At 63.6% G+C, this 18,467-nt stretch carries 14 protein-coding genes and 1 tRNA gene; 11 read left to right on the plus strand and 4 right to left on the minus strand.

Annotation, left to right across the window (positions count from 1 at the left end; all coding sequences use genetic code 11):
- The first annotated feature begins 70 nt into the window (after window positions 1–70).
- The 7 genes from ACSFDB_RS02845 to ACSFDB_RS02875 all read left to right on the plus strand — a co-directional run bounded on the left by ACSFDB_RS02845 (window position 71) and on the right by ACSFDB_RS02875 (window position 8,539).
- A tRNA-Gln gene (locus ACSFDB_RS02845) sits at window positions 71–143 on the plus strand.
- 340 nt (window positions 144–483) lie between these two features.
- Window positions 484–990, plus strand: a complete 507-nt coding sequence (locus tag ACSFDB_RS02850) for a GNAT family N-acetyltransferase (RefSeq protein ID WP_440769530.1) — start codon at window positions 484–486, stop codon at window positions 988–990.
- 379 nt (window positions 991–1,369) lie between these two features.
- Window positions 1,370–2,002: a DUF7344 domain-containing protein gene (locus ACSFDB_RS02855; protein WP_440769531.1), complete on the plus strand. Its 633-nt coding sequence runs from the start codon at window positions 1,370–1,372 to the stop codon at window positions 2,000–2,002.
- A gap of 213 nt (window positions 2,003–2,215) precedes the next feature.
- On the plus strand, window positions 2,216–3,553 hold the full coding sequence (gene glmM, locus ACSFDB_RS02860) for a phosphoglucosamine mutase (RefSeq protein ID WP_440769532.1): 1,338 nt from the start codon (window positions 2,216–2,218) through the stop codon (window positions 3,551–3,553).
- Between the two features lie 210 nt (window positions 3,554–3,763).
- Window positions 3,764–4,426 carry a helix-turn-helix domain-containing protein gene (locus ACSFDB_RS02865; RefSeq protein ID WP_440769533.1) on the plus strand — a complete coding sequence of 221 codons (663 nt, stop codon included), beginning with the start codon at window positions 3,764–3,766 and terminating at the stop codon, window positions 4,424–4,426.
- Between the two features lie 695 nt (window positions 4,427–5,121).
- Window positions 5,122–6,735, plus strand: coding sequence for a right-handed parallel beta-helix repeat-containing protein (locus ACSFDB_RS02870; RefSeq protein WP_440769534.1), 1,614 nt, complete (start codon window positions 5,122–5,124; stop codon window positions 6,733–6,735).
- Between the two features lie 172 nt (window positions 6,736–6,907).
- A complete protein-coding gene (locus ACSFDB_RS02875) occupies window positions 6,908–8,539 on the plus strand; it encodes a flippase (protein ID WP_440769535.1) in 1,632 nt (543 codons plus the stop codon).
- A 488-nt stretch (window positions 8,540–9,027) separates the two neighbouring features.
- Here the strand turns inward: ACSFDB_RS02875 and ACSFDB_RS02880 are convergent, their stop codons facing one another.
- On the minus strand, window positions 9,028–9,696 hold the full coding sequence (locus tag ACSFDB_RS02880; protein ID WP_440769536.1) for a CDGSH iron-sulfur domain-containing protein: 669 nt from the start codon (window positions 9,694–9,696) through the stop codon (window positions 9,028–9,030).
- 113 nt (window positions 9,697–9,809) lie between these two features.
- On the opposite strand from ACSFDB_RS02880, the gene ACSFDB_RS02885 reads away from it, so the two are divergent.
- Complete coding sequence (locus ACSFDB_RS02885) at window positions 9,810–10,232, plus strand: CoA-binding protein (protein WP_440769537.1); 423 nt, start codon at window positions 9,810–9,812, stop codon at window positions 10,230–10,232.
- Window positions 10,233–10,414: 182 nt separating this feature from the next.
- Here the strand turns inward: ACSFDB_RS02885 and ACSFDB_RS02890 are convergent, their stop codons facing one another.
- Both ACSFDB_RS02890 and ACSFDB_RS02895 read right to left on the minus strand, forming a co-directional pair.
- The gene (locus ACSFDB_RS02890) at window positions 10,415–11,503 is read right to left on the minus strand and encodes a glycosyltransferase family 2 protein (RefSeq protein WP_440769538.1); all 1,089 of its coding nucleotides are present in this window, start codon (window positions 11,501–11,503) and stop codon (window positions 10,415–10,417) included.
- Entirely contained in the window at window positions 11,503–12,762 is a 1,260-nt protein-coding gene (locus tag ACSFDB_RS02895; RefSeq protein WP_440769539.1) for a polysaccharide deacetylase family protein, read from the minus strand. The genes ACSFDB_RS02890 and ACSFDB_RS02895 overlap by 1 nt, the downstream gene beginning before the upstream one ends.
- A gap of 190 nt (window positions 12,763–12,952) precedes the next feature.
- Between ACSFDB_RS02895 and ACSFDB_RS02900 the strand changes: the two genes are divergently transcribed.
- From ACSFDB_RS02900 to ACSFDB_RS02910, 3 genes are all read left to right on the plus strand, one after another.
- Complete coding sequence (locus tag ACSFDB_RS02900; RefSeq protein WP_440769540.1) at window positions 12,953–13,942, plus strand: glycosyltransferase family 2 protein; 990 nt, start codon at window positions 12,953–12,955, stop codon at window positions 13,940–13,942.
- A 151-nt stretch (window positions 13,943–14,093) separates the two neighbouring features.
- Window positions 14,094–15,305 (plus strand): sugar-transfer associated ATP-grasp domain-containing protein, encoded by a 1,212-nt coding sequence (locus ACSFDB_RS02905; RefSeq protein WP_440769541.1) that lies wholly within the window; start codon window positions 14,094–14,096, stop codon window positions 15,303–15,305.
- 176 nt (window positions 15,306–15,481) lie between these two features.
- Entirely contained in the window at window positions 15,482–16,732 is a 1,251-nt protein-coding gene (locus ACSFDB_RS02910) for a PKD domain-containing protein (protein WP_440769542.1), read from the plus strand.
- A 184-nt stretch (window positions 16,733–16,916) separates the two neighbouring features.
- Here ACSFDB_RS02910 and ACSFDB_RS02915 read toward each other — a convergent pair whose 3' ends face one another.
- Window positions 16,917–18,248 (minus strand): polysaccharide deacetylase family protein, encoded by a 1,332-nt coding sequence (locus ACSFDB_RS02915; RefSeq protein ID WP_440769543.1) that lies wholly within the window; start codon window positions 18,246–18,248, stop codon window positions 16,917–16,919.
- Window positions 18,249–18,467 lie beyond the last annotated feature (219 nt).

Consider the following 18,467-nt stretch of genomic DNA (forward strand, 5'->3'; position numbering starts at 1 on the left):
GAGGAGTCCCGTGGTGGTGAGCAAATCCGGACGGATTTGCGAGCTACGCGGGGCTTCGAACGAAGTGAGAAGTCCCGTGGTGTAGTGGCCAATCATATGGGCCTTTGGAGCCTATGACGGCGGTTCGAATCCGCCCGGGACTATCCTGCTGCGAACAACGTCGTGAGCAGCAGGTATCCTCGGCGGTTCGAACCCAGAGGACGAGAGGATTCGAGTCCTCGCGGTTCGAATCCGCCCGGGACTATTTTCGCGCGAACAACGTCGTGAGCGCGAAATACGTCCAGCGGATTCGAAGCAGGGAGCAGCTCCGCTGCGACCGTGGTTCGAATCCGCCCACCCGATTCTATTGCGGACCGTTTCGCGAGCACCACGCATCCTCGAGGACCGTGCCACTGTGACCGAGAAGGCGTGTCCCGTCGTTCCATCTCCCATCAGCCGGGAATGCGGGTGACGCTTAGAACCGTCCGCCTTCGAGTGTTCAACATGCCTCCGTCCTCCGACCAGCGGTCACCGTTCCAGCCCCCGCCGACGACGGTCACCGATCGCGAGGGGCGAACGAGTACCGTCGAGACCTATTCGGGCGATGTCGAGCCGTTGGTAGCGATGTACACCCAGTTCGATGCCGACTCGAGGTCACAGGGTGTCCCGCCGCGAGACGAGTCCCGGATGCGCGAGTGGATCGACGGGCTCCTCGAGGACGGGCTGAACACCGTCGTTCGCCACCGGGACGACGTGGTCGGACACGCCGTCCTGATCCCGTACGACGACACGGCCGAACTGGCGATCTTCGTCCGCCCAGCCTATCAAGCGGCGGGAGTCGGCACGCACCTCATTCGCGGCCTGCTCGGACACGGCGCGGCGAACGGGATCGACCACGTCTGGCTGACCGTCTCTCGAACGAACCGTATCGCGATGAATCTCTACCGGTCGGCCGGGTTCGAGACGACGGCCCACGACCGCGGCGAACACGAGATGGAACGCAGCCTGTAGCTCCGACAAAGCCCGCTCGCGTGCGTGCTTACCCGACTCCGGTGACAGGATTCTCCGTCGTGCGTAGCAGCTTTCGGTGACTCGAGCCCGGTGACAGAAATCGGTCGACTGTGGATGTCTGGGAATCTCACGCGGTCCAAATTACGTTGGTAGTACGCTTTTCCTTAGTCGGTTGCATTCTCAATGTAGTACTTGAAAGAGCAATACGACGAGTCGATCTGCCACGCCGCGTCCTGTCGCTATCGCGGTCTTTGTCGGTCGTTTTAGATCGGATACAGCGCAAGCTACCTTATTTCTTTATTATCGGCCAAAATATATCCAGCCGGTGGCTAGAACAAAAACTTTACAACGATCTACGAACCTGTTTTGGATGCAGACCATGACCTCCACATCGAACCAACACCGCTGCCGCTCTGACGAACCCGCAGAGACGATCGAGTCTGATCGATCGTCGCCCCTCTCCCGAGACGATATCTTCCACGTGCTACAGACGAACCGCCGGCGGGACGCGATCGCGTACCTGTTGAACAGGGACGGTCCCGTCAAAATGAGTGACGTCGCCGAGTACGTCGCTGCGAAAGAGAACGATACGACCGTCGCGAATCTGACCTCCGCACAACGCCAGCGCGTCTATATCCCGCTCTACCAGTCCCACCTCCCGAAACTCGACAAGAAGGGGATCGTCGAGTACAACCAATCCCGCGGGATCGTTCGGTCGACGGATCGCATCGAGACCTTCCGTCCGTACCTCGAGGAGACCACAGACAGTGCCGATAGCTCGACCCGTGGCTCACCTCGGTCGATCGTGGCGAGCGCTATCGGTGACTATCACGTGACGTCCGCGTGTGCGAGCACCGGACTGCTGGTCGCGACGATGGCCGGATTGTTGCAACTCCCCGAGTTGACGCTCGCCGTGCTCATCGTCGGCCTCTTTACGCTGGCGACGGTCGTGACGACGATCACCGACTCGCTCGCGTCGAACGACACCATCGACGGCCGTTCGGTCCACTGATTCGAAGGGCGGTTTCACACGTCGGGCCGGTGCCCGCGAGCCGCGTTCGAACGAAGTCTGCACGGTTTCTGTTCTGTGTTCGGTGACGACCGCGAGTCGCTGCCCGTAGCAAGACATCGGCACTCGTTCGTCCTCGTATTAGCACGACGGACTGAGTACCTAGCTGTCTCTTAACGGTCGCATAGTAATCGGCACGTCGGCGGTCGGTCGCGTATGTTCGGAACCAGCGGTATTCGAGGAACCGTCGGCGACGACGTGACGACGGCGCTCGCACTCTCCGTCGGACGGGCCGTCGCGTCCGAGGGCTACGATCGCGTCGTCGTCGGGCGCGACGTTCGGGGGAGCGGCGACGCGCTACTCGACGCACTGACCGCCGGTCTCCGGGAGTGTGGCGCGGACGTGCTCGAGGCGGGCGTCGTTCCGACGCCGACGGTTGCGAGAGCCGTCCCGTGGACGAACGCGGACGCAGGAGTCGTCGTGACGGCCTCGCACAATCCCGCGCCGGACAACGGTTTCAAACTCTGGTCCGCAACTGGACAGGCGTTCGGCCCCGAGCAGTGCGAGACGATCGCGACGCGAATCGAGCGAGACGAGTACGATCTCGGCGCCTGGAACGAGTACGGGTCGATCGAGTCCCTCGACGATGCACCTGATCGACACGCGACTGCACTGCGAGACGCCGTCTCGATCGACGATCCGCCGACCGTCGCTCTCGACGTCGGAAACGGGACGGGTGGGATCACCGCCCGCGTGCTCGCCGACCTCGGCTGTGACGTCGTCACGGTGAACGGCCACCGAGATGGACGGTTCCCAGGTCGGCCGAGCGCCACCGACGATCAATCGACTCGAGAGACCCTCTCGGCGCTCTCGTCGCTCGTGGAGGCGACCGATGCGGACGTCGGAATCGCCCACGATGGCGACGCAGACCGAACCCTGGCTGTCGACGACACCGGGACGTTCGTGCCGAAAGACGCGCTCATGGCGCTGTTCGCATGCGACGTCGCGACCGACGGCGACGTCGTTGCGGCACCGGTGGATACCAGTATGGTCGTCGACGACGCGCTCGCGGCGGTCGGTGCGTCCGTGAGTCGATCGCGAGTCGGCGACGTTTTCGTCGCCGACCGTGCGAGGCGTCCGGACGTCGTCTTCGGCGGCGAGCCCAGCGGCGCGTGGATCTGGCCGACGGAGACGCTGTGCCCGGACGGCCCGCTGGCCGCGTGCAAACTCGTCGAACTCGTGGCCGACCGTGGACCGCTCTCCTCGCTCGTCGCGGACGTCGAAACGTACCCCATCCACCGACGATCGGTCGAAGTCACGGCGAAAGCGGCCGTGATGGATCGAGTTCGGGAGCGGGTCTGCGATCGGTACACGGACATCAGCACGATCGACGGCGTCTACGCCGACGTCGGCGACGGCTGGATCCTGCTGCGAGCGAGCGGCACCCAGCCGGTCGTCCGGATCACGGTCGAAGCGCGAGCGGAATCTCGAGCCGAGCAGTTGACTACTGACGCCGTGGCGATCCTCGAGGACGCGATTGCAGCATCTCCGTGATCCGGACGGGATCGAACCGTGTAGACCAGACGTCGCCTTCCGTGTCAGCAATCAGGTTCTGGGCCGCACGACGGCTACGAGTTCCGCTGCGACGAGGGCTACCTGAACTGACGCTACACTCCGCTCGTGAACAGTTTCAACCGCTGCAACGGGTAGTTACACGCTCTATAAGTATGGGTCGTCCGTCGAATCGCAGATGATACGGCTAGTATGGGATTTATCGCCGAAGTCCACCTCGTTCACGACGACCTCGCGTTGGCCCCGACGATAGCGCACTATCCCGACGTAACGATCAGATACGAGTACGAGGCGACGACTGCTGATCGAACACTGCAGTTCTTCTCCGTCTTTAGCGACGAGTATGGACCCCTCGAGCGAGCGATGGACGAAGATCCCACGGTCTCGAACCCGGTGCGAGTCGCGACGTTCGAGAATCGGTCGATCTACCGTGTGACGGTCGAGACCGACGTCGAAATCGTTCCCGACCGGTGTGCGGAGAGCGGGCTCTTCGTGTTTACGATGACGAGCGCCGAACGGGGCTGGATCGCACGGGTGCATCTACCGGACCGTGACGCGCTGACCGCGTTCCGAACGTGGAGTCGCGACCGCGGCGTTTCGTTTCGGGTCACGCAGCTGTACGACCTCTCGGTCTCCGACAATGGGACCTACTTCCTGACCGAGCAACAACACGAAATTCTCCTCATGGCGTACTACGCCGGCTACTACGACATTCCACGCGGAATCACCCAGGACGGACTCGCCGAACGACTCGAGATTTCGGACTCGGCGGTCTCCCAACGACTCCGACGCGCCGTTTCCGAGTTGATCGCCGCTACGCTCGAGAACGATCGGACACCGACCAACTGGGCCTGACGGCTTCCCACGGCTACCGCTGCGGAACGCGTCGATTTTCGAAGCCACTACTCCTGTCCGTTGCCGTATAGGCCGTACACTGGGGACACCCGAAGTCTGCGTCACATCGAGACTCTCACAGCCCAGCGGTAGCACGACGTTCGACGTGTCGTACTCCTCGACCGATCGAACGTCGATATCTGCCTCGGAGGCGTTGTGCTCGAGGTGGCTACGCAGACCGACGAACGGCGTTCTGTGGGTCGTGTCGCTGACGTACCGCCTCTCGTCGGTGTCCGTGCAGATCCCATCGAGAGTAGCCGCGACGATGACTACGACGCGTTCACCGACCTGCTGGCCCCGTCGGTTTCGACCGTGCCGATAGGGTTCCATCCTACTGGGTAACTCCGTTCGTCGGTCGTCGGCCGACCACGAACGTATCCCATAGGGTGGGCCCGTACCCATATTCGTACCGGCGACCAACAACTGTACTCTTAGCTAGGTGATAAATCAGCACCCGTATACGCACGAATTCGAGTGCTTCCGGATCTGTATCCGCCACTTGTGCGAGGTGAAATCGTCTGTAGTAGTTGTTAATGTCTCACGGATGATAAACTCGAGATTCGATTTCGAACTTAAAAGCTTGCTATCCGAATCCATAGATACTGGACCCCGTCATTACTCAAAACGAATGACTATCAATGTCGGAACGAAGTGGTATGCAGCGTTCGAATCGGAAGGATTCTCTGCGAACTCGGTTTGCCCGTTGGGATGACGGTCACGAATCGAGAGATTCCCGAACACGACGAACGTTTTTACGTGGTGTTGCGGCCACCGGGGCCGCTGGAATCGGTTTGACGTCGACCGCCGGAGCGACCGCTGAACCGTACGGTCAGTACGAGGACGACTACCGGAACGTCGTCGACGTCGTCGACGCAGGTGCAGACAACACTGGCGAGGAATCGATCACCCCCGTCCTCGAGGACCTACGAGCGGACGACACGCTGCTCGTGTTCCCGGAGGGGCGGTACTACATGGACAAACAGTTCCGGTTCACCGGGTTCGACAACTTCGGAGTCGTGGGCGACAATGCGACGCTGGTCCCGGCGAACTATCACGACTTCGCCGGCCCGCGGTACAGACTGTTTCGACTCGGCGTTTCCTACAGACCCGGCGGTCACCTCAGGTTCGAGGGGTTCGACGTCGATCAGCGCGCTCCTGACACGGGGATCAGAGTCATCGAGGCTAACGCCGACCGACTCGAGGTGCGCGACGTGACCGTCTACGGCGAACACGACAGCGGAACGTGGGGTCCCGGACTGTTCAACGTCACCGATCCCGACGGCTGGGGCATCGTCGAACGGTTCCGTGCGCCGGACGGCGCCGCCTGGGTCAACAATACGCCCAACGCCGGCAACCGCTGGCGCGGTCCCATCGGTATCGAGGCCAATCAGAACGCGGGCACGCTCGAGTTCAGACGCTGCTGGCTCGGTCCCTTCCCGAACAACGGCCTGTACGCGGCGGGCGGTGACGGAACGATCATCGTCCACGGTGGGCTCTACGAGAACAGTAACGGCGCGAACGTCCGCGTCGGCGGACAGGGCAGCGAGATTCGGTGGCCGACAGTCAACGTCGACGACACGCGTCCGGAAGACAAAACGCAGCGCGGAATTCGGGTCGAGAACGGGAAGAACGTGAAGATTCACGGCGCCGCCGTCGAAATCTCCTCGCCGAAACCGACCAGTCACGCGATTTCGGTGATGAACTCCTGTGAGAGCGCCCGGATCGAGAACACGAGAGTCGAACTGCGCGGTTCGGACGTCAATCACGGCATCGTCCTCTCGCCGGACTGCGGAGAGACCGTGATCGCGTCCACCGAGATCAGTCACGACACGGCGGGCGGCTATCCGCTGTGGATCCGCAACAGCGACAGAACCGAACCGGTAGTCGCCGAACAGCTCTCGATTTCGGGGGCGGCGGGCGACGACGGCGGCTTCCGAGATGGCATTCGCTGCGAGCGAGACAACTGCCGGTTCAGCCACGTCGACATCAGCCAGCCCGGTCGCGACGGCGTCGATCGGAACGCGATCGTCAACACGGGCAGCGACCTGACCGTCTACCGGAGTACCCTGCGCGCCAGCCAGTATCCCTACGTCGGCCTCGGCAGCGACACGCTCGTGCGCGACTCCGTCCTCGAGTCGTCGGGCGACAACGAGGCCGTCTGCCTCTACGCGTCCGCGGAGAACCCGACGTTCAAGAAGAATCGTCTGGCCGACGGCATCCGTAACCTCGGCGCGAACGGCGTCACGACCTGGGAAAACAACCACGCCTAACTCGATACTGATCGGCCGGGATCGCTCGTAACGGTCTCGAGAGGGCTTTTAACACCCGTATAATAACGCCTCGCAGTCGCCACCGTTCTGACACTGTGAGCACGGTGGACGCAGAACGACCGTCGGCGAGGGGGGCCGCCGACTCTCGGTCCGAACGCTCCCGGGGGAACGCGTGAACCGAAGCATCGCGAGCGGCGTCTTCTCGGTCGTCAGCGCGAAGGTCGTCGTACTCGTCCTCACCGCACTCTCGACGCCGCTGCTGTACCGGTTTCTCGGTGCGTCGGGCTACGGCGACTACGCCTTCTTGATGTCCGTCTTCGCGATCTACATGATCTTCGTCAGTTCCGGAATTACCGACGGCGTCCGGAAGTTCCTCGCCGAGGACCGCAACGCGACGAACTGGAGCGAGCACGTCGTCGGCTTCTACTTCCGGCTGGCGGTCGGTCTCGCCGCCGTCGGTGCTGTGTTGCTGGTCCTCGCCGCGCAGTTCAACGTCGTCAGCTTCGCCTTCGGTGAGGAGTTCACGATCTACTTCTACGTCCTCGCCGTCCTCGTCGTGACGGCGCAGTTTCGCGACTATGCCCGAAAGACGCTCATGGGGTTCGGTCTCGAGCGATACTCCGAGCCGCTGAAGATTCTCGACAAGGTCGGGTTCGTCGCCGTCGCGCTTCCGCTGGCGTACGTGTTCGGCGTGATGGGTGCGCTCGCGGGCCACCTGGCCGCGAGCCTGCTCGTCGCCGTCGCCGGACTGATCATCGTCCATCGTCGGATCTCGCTGTCGTGCATCTACAGCAAACCGACGGAACGGTTCCCGCGCACGGAGATGCTCACGTTCAACTCGATGAGCATTATCCTCGTCTTCCTGCTGATGTCGCTCTATCACATCGATATCGTGATGCTCCAGCACTTCCGGGAGAGCGCGGACGTGGGGAACTACCGGGCGGCGCTGGTGCTCGCCGAGTTCCTCTGGTTCGTTCCGCTGGCGATCCAAACCGTCTTCGTCCACTCGACCTCCGAACTCTGGTCGCAGAACCGCCATCGGAAGATTTCGGAACTCGCGTCGAAGGCGACGCGGTACACGTTCCTGTTGACGGCCGTCATGGCGGTCGGGCTCGCGGCGCTGGCCGACGTGGCCGTGCCGATCTACTTCGGTTCGGAGGCGACGCCGGCGATCGCTCCGCTCCTATTGTTGCTCCCCGGTGCGCTCGGCTTCGCGCTCGCACGGCCGATTCTGGCGATTTCACAGGGAGAGGGAACGCTTCGGTACCCGGTCGCGGCCACCGGCGCGGCGGCCCTGATCAACGTCGTCCTCAACGTCGCGCTCATCCCGCGCTACGGGATGCACGGCGCGGCCGTCGCAACTAGCGTCGGGTACGGGACGATGTTCGTCTTCCACTGCTGGAGCGCCCGAATCGTCGGCTTCGATCCGCTCGCGGACGCCCGAATCGGTCGGGTGGCGTTGACGACCGTCCTCGCTGGCGCCCCCATCGTCGCCCTCGCGACGGCGATCTCGAGTCCATGGCTCGCCCTCGCGATCGTCCCGCCCGTCGGCTTTGCCATCTTCGTCGCCTTCGCGCTCCTCGTCGGCGCGCTTGACCCGGCGGAGCCGTTCGAGGTGCTCTCGATCTTCCCCGATCCGCTCGGCTCGAGAGCCGCGTCGGTCCAGGAGCGACTCGAGAGCGACGGCGACGGCCAGCCGCGGAGTTGGTACCAGCACCTGCTGTTTCTCGCCGGGCTGTCGCTGCTCGTCTCGGGGCTCGCGCTGGGGGTGCTGGAAGCGGACGCGCTGTTAGTCGTGCCCTGAAGGAGGGAGGTTTTCTCGAGAAGGTGTTCGGCCGTCCGTCGACGGTCGAGAGTGTCACGCAGATCGTTCCGACTCGAGAGTTGCGAGCAATCGACTCGAGGATGGCGGTTCGGGCGGCTCATCCGCGACCCTCACGCGGTTACGTGTTCGTTCCACGTAGCGAACCTGTTGACATCCTCCCCGCTCTAACGGACGGGTCTTTCTCCTCGCACCCACGGCACACTCCTGTCGCCCTATCAATAGTTAGAAGTCAGGATCGGCGCCGGAAGCCAGCGTTTTTCGTGCGCTACACCACGGTGGCGACTTCCTAGTGGCCGTCGAATTCACGACGGCTGGGACGGCATCCATCTCGAGGGAGCTGTCATCGAAGAGCTGTTTGGCGCACCGAATCGTCGCGTGGTGGACGTCGGCCGCCCCATCAGCGGCCTGGAAGACGGTGTTCGTACCCGACCGTTGAACGGGTACCGGTACGCGTTTTCGCTGCCGAACTAGTCGGGAGACACGTCGCTCGAGAACCCGATCTTCCCGTGCGTACCGTCACAGTCTGGTTTCTCCTGTGAACCCCCACACCGGCACAGTGAGGCACCGCTATCGCACGATTTCGCCCCGCCGTCCTGCCCCCGCATTTCGAATCGTCCTTCGATACGAAGTGGTCCATCGGGTACCGGCGTCACCCGTACGGTCCCATCTGCGTCGGGATGGTCCGCAGTCGGTTCGTCGCCCGAGACCGTTCCAGCCGCTTCGAAGTCGACTTCCTCGTGGCTATTATCACAGAGGGGTTTGTTCGAGGATGCGCCACAGCGACAGAGTGCAACTCGCGTATCCTCGAGTAAAACCGTCTCGTCGGGGGCGGTGATCTCGACGTCGCCCGACAGGTACAGCGGTCCGTCCGGAACGACCGTGACTGTGTTCCGCTCCGGAACCGGTTCCTCGTACTCGGCGTCAGGATGGTCGAACTGCAGGGCGCCCGTCGGACACGCCATGATCACGGACATAAGCTCCTCGACGGCAGCCTCGTCGGGCTCGATCCACGGTCGCTTGTCGGGATCGAACACCGCTGGCAGTCCGCGTACGCACTCCTTGGCATGAATGCAGCGATTGACGTCGTACTCGACGACGATGTCCTCGCCGGAGTACTGGTGAATGTCTTCTTCCATTGTGTTCGCTACGGGGATCGACGCTTTCGCGAGATACAAGGGTTGCGGCGTGTTAACAAATATTGTGTAGTTGCCTGCGTAACACTGATTCTCGGCGTTGCACTACACTACGTATGCCAGTCGAAACCCCGGACGAGCTCCGCCGAATCCTCGAATACGACCGCGTCGCAGTCGTCGGGGCCTCGACGTCGCACGAAAAGGCCGCACACATCGTACCGGCGTATCTCCAGCGCCACGGTTACGAAATACGACCGATCAATCCGACTGCGACCGAGATTTTCGGCGAACAGGCCGCCGACTCATTACCCGACGTCGCGTCCCCCATCGACATCGTCGAGATCTTTCGGCCGAGCGAGGAAGTCCCGGAGATCGTCGCGGAGGCGCTGGATCGTGACGACGTCAAAGCGATATGGATGCAGGCAGGAATTCGGAACGACGAGGCGGCACGAGCGGCCGAAGCCGCTGGCGTCGATGTTGTTCAGGACCGCTGCATGAAGGTCGAGCACGGTCAGCTAATCCGCAACCCGATGGACTAAATTGGGGGCGCAGACTGTCAGCTCCTGTCTCCGAGAATCTGGTTGGGTGCGTTCGCCACCGAGAACGTCAGCAACGAACTGGCAGTCCACGATTCCCCTTCGCTTCACGATAGTACGTGCCCGTCAGTGCGTTCGGATGCGTTCTAAAACGAAACTCCAGCCGACTGCGACCCGCTGGTTCGCTACTGTACCTGCGTCTCGAGGTGCTCGCTCTCGGCCATGTCGAACACCATCGCGAACAGCAGGAACGCGACCCCGGCGACGAGCAGGAGCACGGTCGTCGATCCCCCAACCAGCGTACCGAGACTCGAGACCGCGGCGAGTAGCGCCGTGCCGACGGCGAGGACCCCCGCGCCGGCCAGTCCGGCGCCCACGAGGTAGAACAACGCAAGCGGGTGGAAATCCAGCACGAGGTACTTCGTCTGCAGCCGCCAGAAGAAGTTCTGGAGCAGCATCGTCGAGACCTTCGGGATGTAGCTGGAGTACTGGATGCTCGACTCCTCGTCGCCGTAGACGGCCGGCATCGCGACGTCGGCGACGCGCATGTCGTGGACGTTTAACTTCACCAGCAGGTCGTTGCAGTAGCCGTAGTACTCGTAGAGGTTCTCGAGATCGACCGCTTCGAGCGCGTCGTTCGAGATGGCCGTGTAGCCGTTCTGGGGGTCCATCGTCTTCCAGTAGCCGGAGGCGATCTTCGTCAGAAAGGTGAGAATCGCGTTGCCGACGAACCGAAATCGCGGCATCGCGGCCCGATACTCCGCCGAGAGGAGTCGGTTCCCCTTCGCGTAGTCGGCTCTGCCCTCGACGAGCGGATCGAGGAGCCGGGTCATCTGGGAGAGATCCATCTGTCCGTCCGCGTCGACGGTGACCGTCGCGTCCACGGCGTCCTCGAGGGCCGCGAGGTAGCCGGTCTTGATCGCCCCGCCGGCACCGAGGTTCTCGCGGTGTTGAATCGGGACGACGCGACCGATCGGATCGCGTACCGACGCCCGTTTGGCGAGCGCGGAGACGCCGCCGTCGTGGGCCGCTCGGTCTCCCGCGAATCCGCCGTCGGCGACGAGTTGTGCGTCCTCCCTGGATTCGGATGCCCCGTCGGAACCCGCGTCCGCTCGGGCCGCCTCGAGGATCTCGTCCCAGGTGCCGTCGGTCGACTGATCGTCGATGGCGTAGATCCGGTCGACGTAGTCGGGCATCTCGCGAATCACGTCGCCGACGAACCCCTCCTCGTTGTAGGCGGGCATCACGACGCCGACGCTCGCGTCTCGGTACATCAGCTCCCCTCCAGCAGCTCCGAGGCGGTTACGACCTCGACGTCGGCGTCGTCGATGTGCTCGAGGAGATCCTCGAAGTCGTCCGTCGACAGTCCGTCCTCACCGATGTGTTCGAAATGCAAGACGGCAAGCTGGCCGTACTCGGCGGCCCGATCGACGTACCGTTTCGTCGTCTCGCCGTCGGCCCCGGAGAAGACGCCGACGTTATGTGGGTCCGTCAGCGGGAGGGCGTTCGGGCCGCCGCCGTAGCGGAACGCCTGCTCGTGGTACTCCCGAACGAGGTCGATCGTCTCCGGACCGAGGACGTTCCGCGGCGTGACGAAGTGTCTCGCGCCGTCCTCGAAGCCGCGACTCTCGAGGAACGCCTTCGTTCGCCGGATCGCGCCCTCCTGTTCCTCCGGCGAGTAGTCGTGGAGGAACTGCGCGCCGGTTCGCGGTCGCGCCGCCATGTCCCAGCCGGCGTCGTCTAACTCCTCGAGCTGGCCGACCGTGAGCCGGTCGGACTCGCCCAGCGCCTCGTAGATTACGGCCTCGACGCCGGCGAAGTCGTAGTCCGACATCGGCTCGAGCGCGTGCTCGTAGTGGCTCTCGAGCGTGCCGTCGAACAGCAACATTACGTTCCCCGTCTCGGGTCGATCGACGGCCCGGAGGTCGTCGATCCGACAGTCGATCGAGCCGGACTGATCGCCCCGTCGGCGAGCCGTCAGGCGGATCTCGCGGACGTCCGTGAGATCCGGATCGCCATCGATCTCGCTGGTACCGAAGTCGACGCGCACCCAGCGGTCGGTCGGCCCGGTGAGGGTACGATCCATCGCGTACGCGTTCCGCGAGTTCGGCGCGCGCAACTCGAGGGTGAGGTGAAGCTGATCGCGGCCGGTGAAGTTGACGGCCAGCGAGAGGTTGCGTTCGGACAGATCCGTGCCGCCGGAGCGCACCTGATAGATGGCCGCTCGGTCGGTTCCGTCGGCCGCCGTGAGGCGAGCCGACTGCGACCCTGCGTAGGGGTCGTCCGTCTCGGCCTCGAGGTCGCCGGCGTCGATCATCGCCGCCCAACCGTCGAGATCCTCGAAGTCCTCGATCGTCTCACCCGGGAGGTCGAGGGCGTCGTCACCGTCGTCCTCGTCGGGAGTCCGTGCTTCGGCTGACGGCTCGCCGCCATCGTCGCGCCACTCGCGGACGGTCGAGAGACAGCCGGCGAGACCGATTGCCCCGGCCGTGCCGACGGCAGTCACGAACGATCGTCGGTTTCGATTCGTCATTGATCCGGTCGACGAACCGTTCGGTCTTTCTTATAGAGTTGTTAGACCCGCAACGCGCCGGTCCGCGTCGTTCGGACAGTCTCGCCACACGTCCGTTGCGATAATCGGTCGGCTCGTGAGATCGACCGAAACTCCGTCGCGGCGTTTATCGACTCGATAATAATGCGACGCGAACGGCTAGAACCGGAAAATGACTCGCGTTAGCGTCATCATCCCGACGTACAACAGAGCACGGACGCTTCCACGGGCGATCGACAGCGCGCTCGCACAGACGGTCGACGACCTCGAGGTCGTCGTCGTCGACGACGGTTCGACGGACGACACCGCCTCGGTGCTCGCCGAGTACGACGATCCGCGGGTTCGGCCGGTCGTCCACGCGACCAACCAGGGGGCGAACGTCGCCAGGAATACGGGGATCGACCACGCCCGCGGCGAGTACGTCGCCTTCCTCGACTCCGACGACGAGTGGCGCTCCGAGAAACTCGAGCGACAGCTCGAGACCCTCGAGGACCGCTCGGACGACTGGGTCGGCGTCTACTGCGACGCGGCGTTCGAGCTGTCGGGAACGGACGGCTGGTTCCGATCGACGGCCGCAACCGTCCTCGCCCGCGGGGACGACCGGCCAGCGATGGAAGGCGGCGAGGAGCTGATCGGCGAAATCCTGGCGGACAACGTCCAGCCGGGCGCCGGCTCGACGCTGCTCGTTCGAACCGACGTCGCCCGCGAGATCGGCGGGTTCGACGAACAGCTCGATCGGTTTCAGGACCCCGAGTTCTGTCTCCGGGTGCTCGAGGTGGGCAACCTCGCGTACGTCGACGAAGAACTGGTCATCCGCGAGGAGACGGCGATCCCGCCGGCGGACGTCATCAAAAACGCCGACGAACAGTATCTGTCGATGTACGACGAGACGGTCGAGCGCTTCGAGAGCGAGGGGTACGAGATTCGCTCGAGCCACCAGCTGATCCTCGCGAAGTGTTACTTCTCGGAGGGGCGACTCCTCCGCGGCCTCTGGCACCTCCGACAGGCTGCGCCGTCGCGGCGGCAGTATCCGGGACTTTGCTGGACCGCCGGCGTCGGCGTTCGACGTCGGCCGGTGCCGATCGTTGCGACGGTCGCATTCGTTCTGATTGCGATCGTCCTGACGCAGGGTGCGATCGCTCGCCGTGTCTTCACCGACTAACGTTCGTCTTACCGATGCGAGTACGTACAGGAACGAGAGAATGACGTAGTATCCGTTGTTTTGCTGACTGAAACGATACGGCGTTCGCTCTCGAGCCTGCAACGGTCTTGCCGAATCGATAACTAACTCCGTCTCTCTGGCAGGACGAGTCGTGAACGTTAGAACACTCTACCACACGGCCAGGGGGCTGCAAGACCTCGCTGCGACCGAACGCGAGTCGGCCGCCTCGCCGTCGATTCGGCGTCGGCTCTGGCTCTGGCGGCGGGGCTTTCTGAGCCGCTCCGACGCCGTCTACGACCTCGACGAGTCGACGTATCGGGACTACCTGAACGACTATCGGCGATTCGTCCGTACGAAACAGATCAACGGAACGTGGTCGGTCGCGCTGTCGAACAAACTCCTCTTCCACCGCGTGATGCAGCCGTTCGACGACCACCGAATGGGCGTCTACGGCATGATCCGCAACGGTTCGTTCCACAGCGTCGACGGGAGCGATAGCCGACGCGAGGTGACCGACGGTGGCGCGGTCGTCCCGACCGAAAGCGAGGGAGAGGGCGAAACCGATTCACGAGGGGCTGCCGAGCGTCGGAATGCCGGCGATACCGAGCGGCAGGACTCGAACCGTCCTGATCTGCACTCGTCCGCGGAACCCCGCAACGCCGCCCAGCGCGTCGTCGAACGGCTCGAGCGCGACGACCGACTGGTGCTCAAGTGGGTCCGCGGCGGTGGCGGGAACAACGTCCTCCTGTGTGAGCGCACGGACGACGGTTACCGGGTGAACGGCGACCGCTACGCCGAGGCCGAGTTCAGATCGCTGGTCTCGGACCTCGAGGAGTACCTCGTCTGTGAGTACGTCGAACAGGGCTCGTTTGCGGACGGCCTCTACGCGGAGACGCCGAACACCATCCGGATCATCACGATGTACGACGAGGAGCGGAACGAGCCGTTCATCGCCGCGGCGATCCAGCGGATCGGGACGGCAGCGTCCGCGCCGCTGGACAACTTCACGCAGGGTGGTCTCTCCGCGGAGATCGACCTCGAGACGGGCGAACTCGGCCCCGGTGTGCAACCTCCCGGCGACGGCGACCTCGAGTGGCACGCGGTCCATCCCGAGACGAAAACGCCCGTCGAGGGCGCCCACATTCCCGGCTGGAGCGAGATCCGCGAGCGAGTTCTCGAGATGGCGGACGCCTGTTCGTTCGTTCCCTACGTCGGCTGGGACGTCATCGTCACGGGCGACGACGGCGAGTTCTCGGTGATCGAAGCGAACAGCTACCCCGGGCTCAAGTCGATTCAGGTCCACGGTCCGCTGCTGGCGGACAACCGAGTCAGGCGGTTCTACGAGCGACACGGCGTCCGGTGAATGGCCTCGACCTGCGCCGCCTGTAGACCGGCCGATAGCGTGTCGGTTGCCGGACCGTTTACTGCTCCGGAACGATGGATCGCGTCGTCGCGACAACCATTGCGAGCGCGATAATAGATGTATTCGTGAGTTAGTCTCGCGATAGTAAATATCGGTTCTCTCGAAGGGGAGATCGGATGCAACGGAACTCACTCTCACGACGAACAGCACTGTCACTTACGGCCGGTGCCGTCCTCGCGGGTATCGGCGCCACCACGGCGAGCAGCGAGACCGACGAGGGGGTCTCACGGGAGTCGTTCGAACTACTCGAGGGGACGGCCCACGAGACGACGGTACACGTCACGACCGCGCAAGCGGACGGACCCACGGTCGTCGTCGTCGGCGGCGTTCACGGCAACGAGGTCGCCGGCTACGTCGCCGCGGACGAGATCGCCGACTGGACGATCGACGCCGGGACGCTCGTCACGGTTCCGGAGGCGAACGCCGTCGCGGTCGATCGCGGAACGCGGACGGGCGAGGAGGGTATCGACCTGAATCGGCAGTTCCACGAAGGCACCGAGCCGGAGACGGAACTCGCGCGGGCGCTCTGGGACGTCATCGCCGAGTCTGACCCCGACGTGGTCCTCGATCTCCACGAGTCGACGGGTATCTACGCCGGCGACCCCGTCGACGGCGTCGGACAGGCGATTTTCCACTCGGACGGCGACGCCACCTCGGCCGAAGCGGCTGACGCCGCCGACTACGTCACGCAGAACCACGTTGATGATCCCGACCTCGCGTTCCAGACCGGTCGGTTCTCCGGGCCCAACAACGATCCGCAGGGGCTTCTCGTCCACAAGGCGGCTCGAGACCTGGACGCCGACGCGTACCTCGTCGAGACGCTGTCGACCGATATCGACCTCGAGGCCCGCGTTCGGTGGCACTCGGTGATCGCCGAGCGACTCGTCGAAGACGAGTTGTTCCCCGAGGAGGTGCCCGACAACGGCCACGTTCCTGACGATCCCGCCGAGGAGCCGGCGGACGACGCGGACGGCGAGTCCCCGGACGAAGCGGACGACTCGGACGAAACGATCGAAGAACAGCCCGACGACGAAACGCCGGACGAAGCGGACGACGCGCCGGACGACGAGACCGACACGCCGGACCGTGACTCGCTAACCGCGACGATCACGACCGATCCGAGCGACGCCGACGAACTGTCCCTCGAGTCCGGCCAGACGATCGTCCTCGACGGCTCGCATTCGTGCGTGCCGGACGGTGAAATCGCCTGCTACGAGTGGGACGTCGGCAACGATGGCTGCTTCGACGCGACCGGTGAGACGCTCGAGGTGACGATCAGTGCGAACGGCGACCACTCGGTCGTCTTGCGCGTAACCGACGATACAGGGGCGACTGCTACGGAGGAGATTACGCTCTCGGCGAGTTGATCGGTCGTCCGCACCTGGCTATGTCCCATGGTCGCTGCGCTGTCGACGAAACGGGACGAAAGGAGACGAACGGTACTTTCGGGACGACGACTGCGGTAGCAGCGAATCGGTGGCACGCGAAGAACGGATCAGATTCGGTACTGAGCGACGGGACGCACGCTACGGCTTCGGCTGACGTGGAGCGCTATTCGTAGTGCTGTTCGGTCCGCAGCTCCCACAGGTCGTCGAACGTGATGACCTCGACGTCCGCGTCGTCGATGTACTCGAGGAGGTCCGCGTAGTCGTCTTCCGGCATCGTGTTGTTCGCCTCGAACTCGTGGAAGTTGAGGATCGTACACTGGTTGTGTTCGGCGGCGAGATCGACACAGCGCTTCGAGATGTCGATGTCGTGGCCGATGGTTCGGGGTAGCGCCAGCGGATCGAAGCCGTAGACGCTCGTCGTGTTGACGTTGCCCGCCTGGTTGAAGCCGCCGCAGTATTGGTACTTGGTCTTCTGCTCGAGGCTCGAGCGGTCGTAGCTGTTGTGCGGGTAGACGATGTAGTCGGCGCCCTCGAACTCGTTGTTAATGAACCACTGTTTGTCGTTTCGGAGCCGGTTCTCGATCTCCTCGTCGTCGTCGTACTCGTGAATGGGCGTGTGCGTCCCGTGGACGACGATCTGGTCGCCCTCCTCCTGGCGCTCCTGGAGCTCCGAGACCGACATGACGCCGTCGCGGCCCTGTTCGGTCCACCGCGGAACCGGCGCCTGAACGGTTCGGAACCCGTACTCGTCGTGCAGCGGCGAGGCCGTCTCGTAGTAGTCGTTAGTGCCGTCGTCCCAGACCAGCATGACGTAGCCCTGATCGGGCTTCTCGTGAGTACGGAGGTCGTCGATCCAGACCTCCGCCTCGTCCATCGAGTGGAGGACCTGAATCTCGAGTCGGTCGAGCGAATCCATCGCGGGCTCGTACTCGCTCTGCTGGAAGACGCCGGGGCTCGTGCGGAACCAGCCGACGTCTGGCTCGCGGTACGTGATTTCGCGGAGCGAGTACACGCGCTCGCTACCGAACTGGTCGACGAGACGCAGATTGATCGTGATGTTCTGTGGCGTCGTCGTCCGGATCGCAAAGGAGAGGTCCGTCTCGGAGAGGTCCTCGCCGCTGAGATCTCGTTGGGCGACGACGTTCTCGCTGCCGTCGGACTCCAGTTTGAAGCTCTGATCGCCGTCGAAGACGACCTCCTCGTCCGCCTCCCCGGAGCCCTGGACGACCTCCCACTCGTCGAGGTCCTCGAAGTCATCGAAGGACGCTCCCGGCTGCCGGTACTGTTCGCGGCTGTTGTACTCGGTCTCGAGCGACGGAACGCCGTCCGCGAGCGCCGCCGCACGCTCGGTGGTTTCTCCCTCCTCCGAGGAGTCGTCACCGTCGGAGCTGCCAGTGAGCGACTCGAGGCGATCGGTACACCCCGCGAGACCAGCGGCCGCGGTTGCACCGGACAGTGCGAGGATTCGTCGCCGCGTCGGTCGGTCGGATGTCATAGACGAGTCGAAGGTATCGACAGTGATCCCATTATTATAGAGACGATAGTCCCAATCACCCATCGTTCAGATCACCGCCGTGCGACCGTCTCGAGGCTTAACAATGGCATAGTTAACGACCGCAGGGCCGGAGGTGGGACCAATCAGGCGTACGTGCGTGACGACCAGTTCGTTCGATCGGTCGTCTTTCGTGCGTCGACAATACAGTGATCTTCGACG

This window comes from Natronorubrum amylolyticum (assembly GCF_052040145.1).
Classification (GTDB): domain Archaea; phylum Halobacteriota; class Halobacteria; order Halobacteriales; family Natrialbaceae; genus Natronorubrum.

Coding starts and splice junctions, on each gene's coding strand:
- ACSFDB_RS02850 (WP_440769530.1), top strand. CDS start 484: ATGCCTCCGTCCTCCGACCAGCGGTCACCGTTCCAGCCCCCGCCGACG.
- ACSFDB_RS02855 (WP_440769531.1), top strand. CDS start 1,370: ATGACCTCCACATCGAACCAACACCGCTGCCGCTCTGACGAACCCGCA.
- glmM (WP_440769532.1), top strand. CDS start 2,216: ATGTTCGGAACCAGCGGTATTCGAGGAACCGTCGGCGACGACGTGACG.
- ACSFDB_RS02865 (WP_440769533.1), top strand. CDS start 3,764: ATGGGATTTATCGCCGAAGTCCACCTCGTTCACGACGACCTCGCGTTG.
- ACSFDB_RS02870 (WP_440769534.1), top strand. CDS start 5,122: ATGCAGCGTTCGAATCGGAAGGATTCTCTGCGAACTCGGTTTGCCCGT.
- ACSFDB_RS02880 (WP_440769536.1), bottom strand. CDS start 9,696: ATGGAAGAAGACATTCACCAGTACTCCGGCGAGGACATCGTCGTCGAG.
- ACSFDB_RS02885 (WP_440769537.1), top strand. CDS start 9,810: ATGCCAGTCGAAACCCCGGACGAGCTCCGCCGAATCCTCGAATACGAC.
- ACSFDB_RS02890 (WP_440769538.1), bottom strand. CDS start 11,503: ATGTACCGAGACGCGAGCGTCGGCGTCGTGATGCCCGCCTACAACGAG.
- ACSFDB_RS02895 (WP_440769539.1), bottom strand. CDS start 12,762: ATGACGAATCGAAACCGACGATCGTTCGTGACTGCCGTCGGCACGGCC.
- ACSFDB_RS02900 (WP_440769540.1), top strand. CDS start 12,953: ATGACTCGCGTTAGCGTCATCATCCCGACGTACAACAGAGCACGGACG.
- ACSFDB_RS02910 (WP_440769542.1), top strand. CDS start 15,482: ATGCAACGGAACTCACTCTCACGACGAACAGCACTGTCACTTACGGCC.
- ACSFDB_RS02915 (WP_440769543.1), bottom strand. CDS start 18,248: ATGACATCCGACCGACCGACGCGGCGACGAATCCTCGCACTGTCCGGT.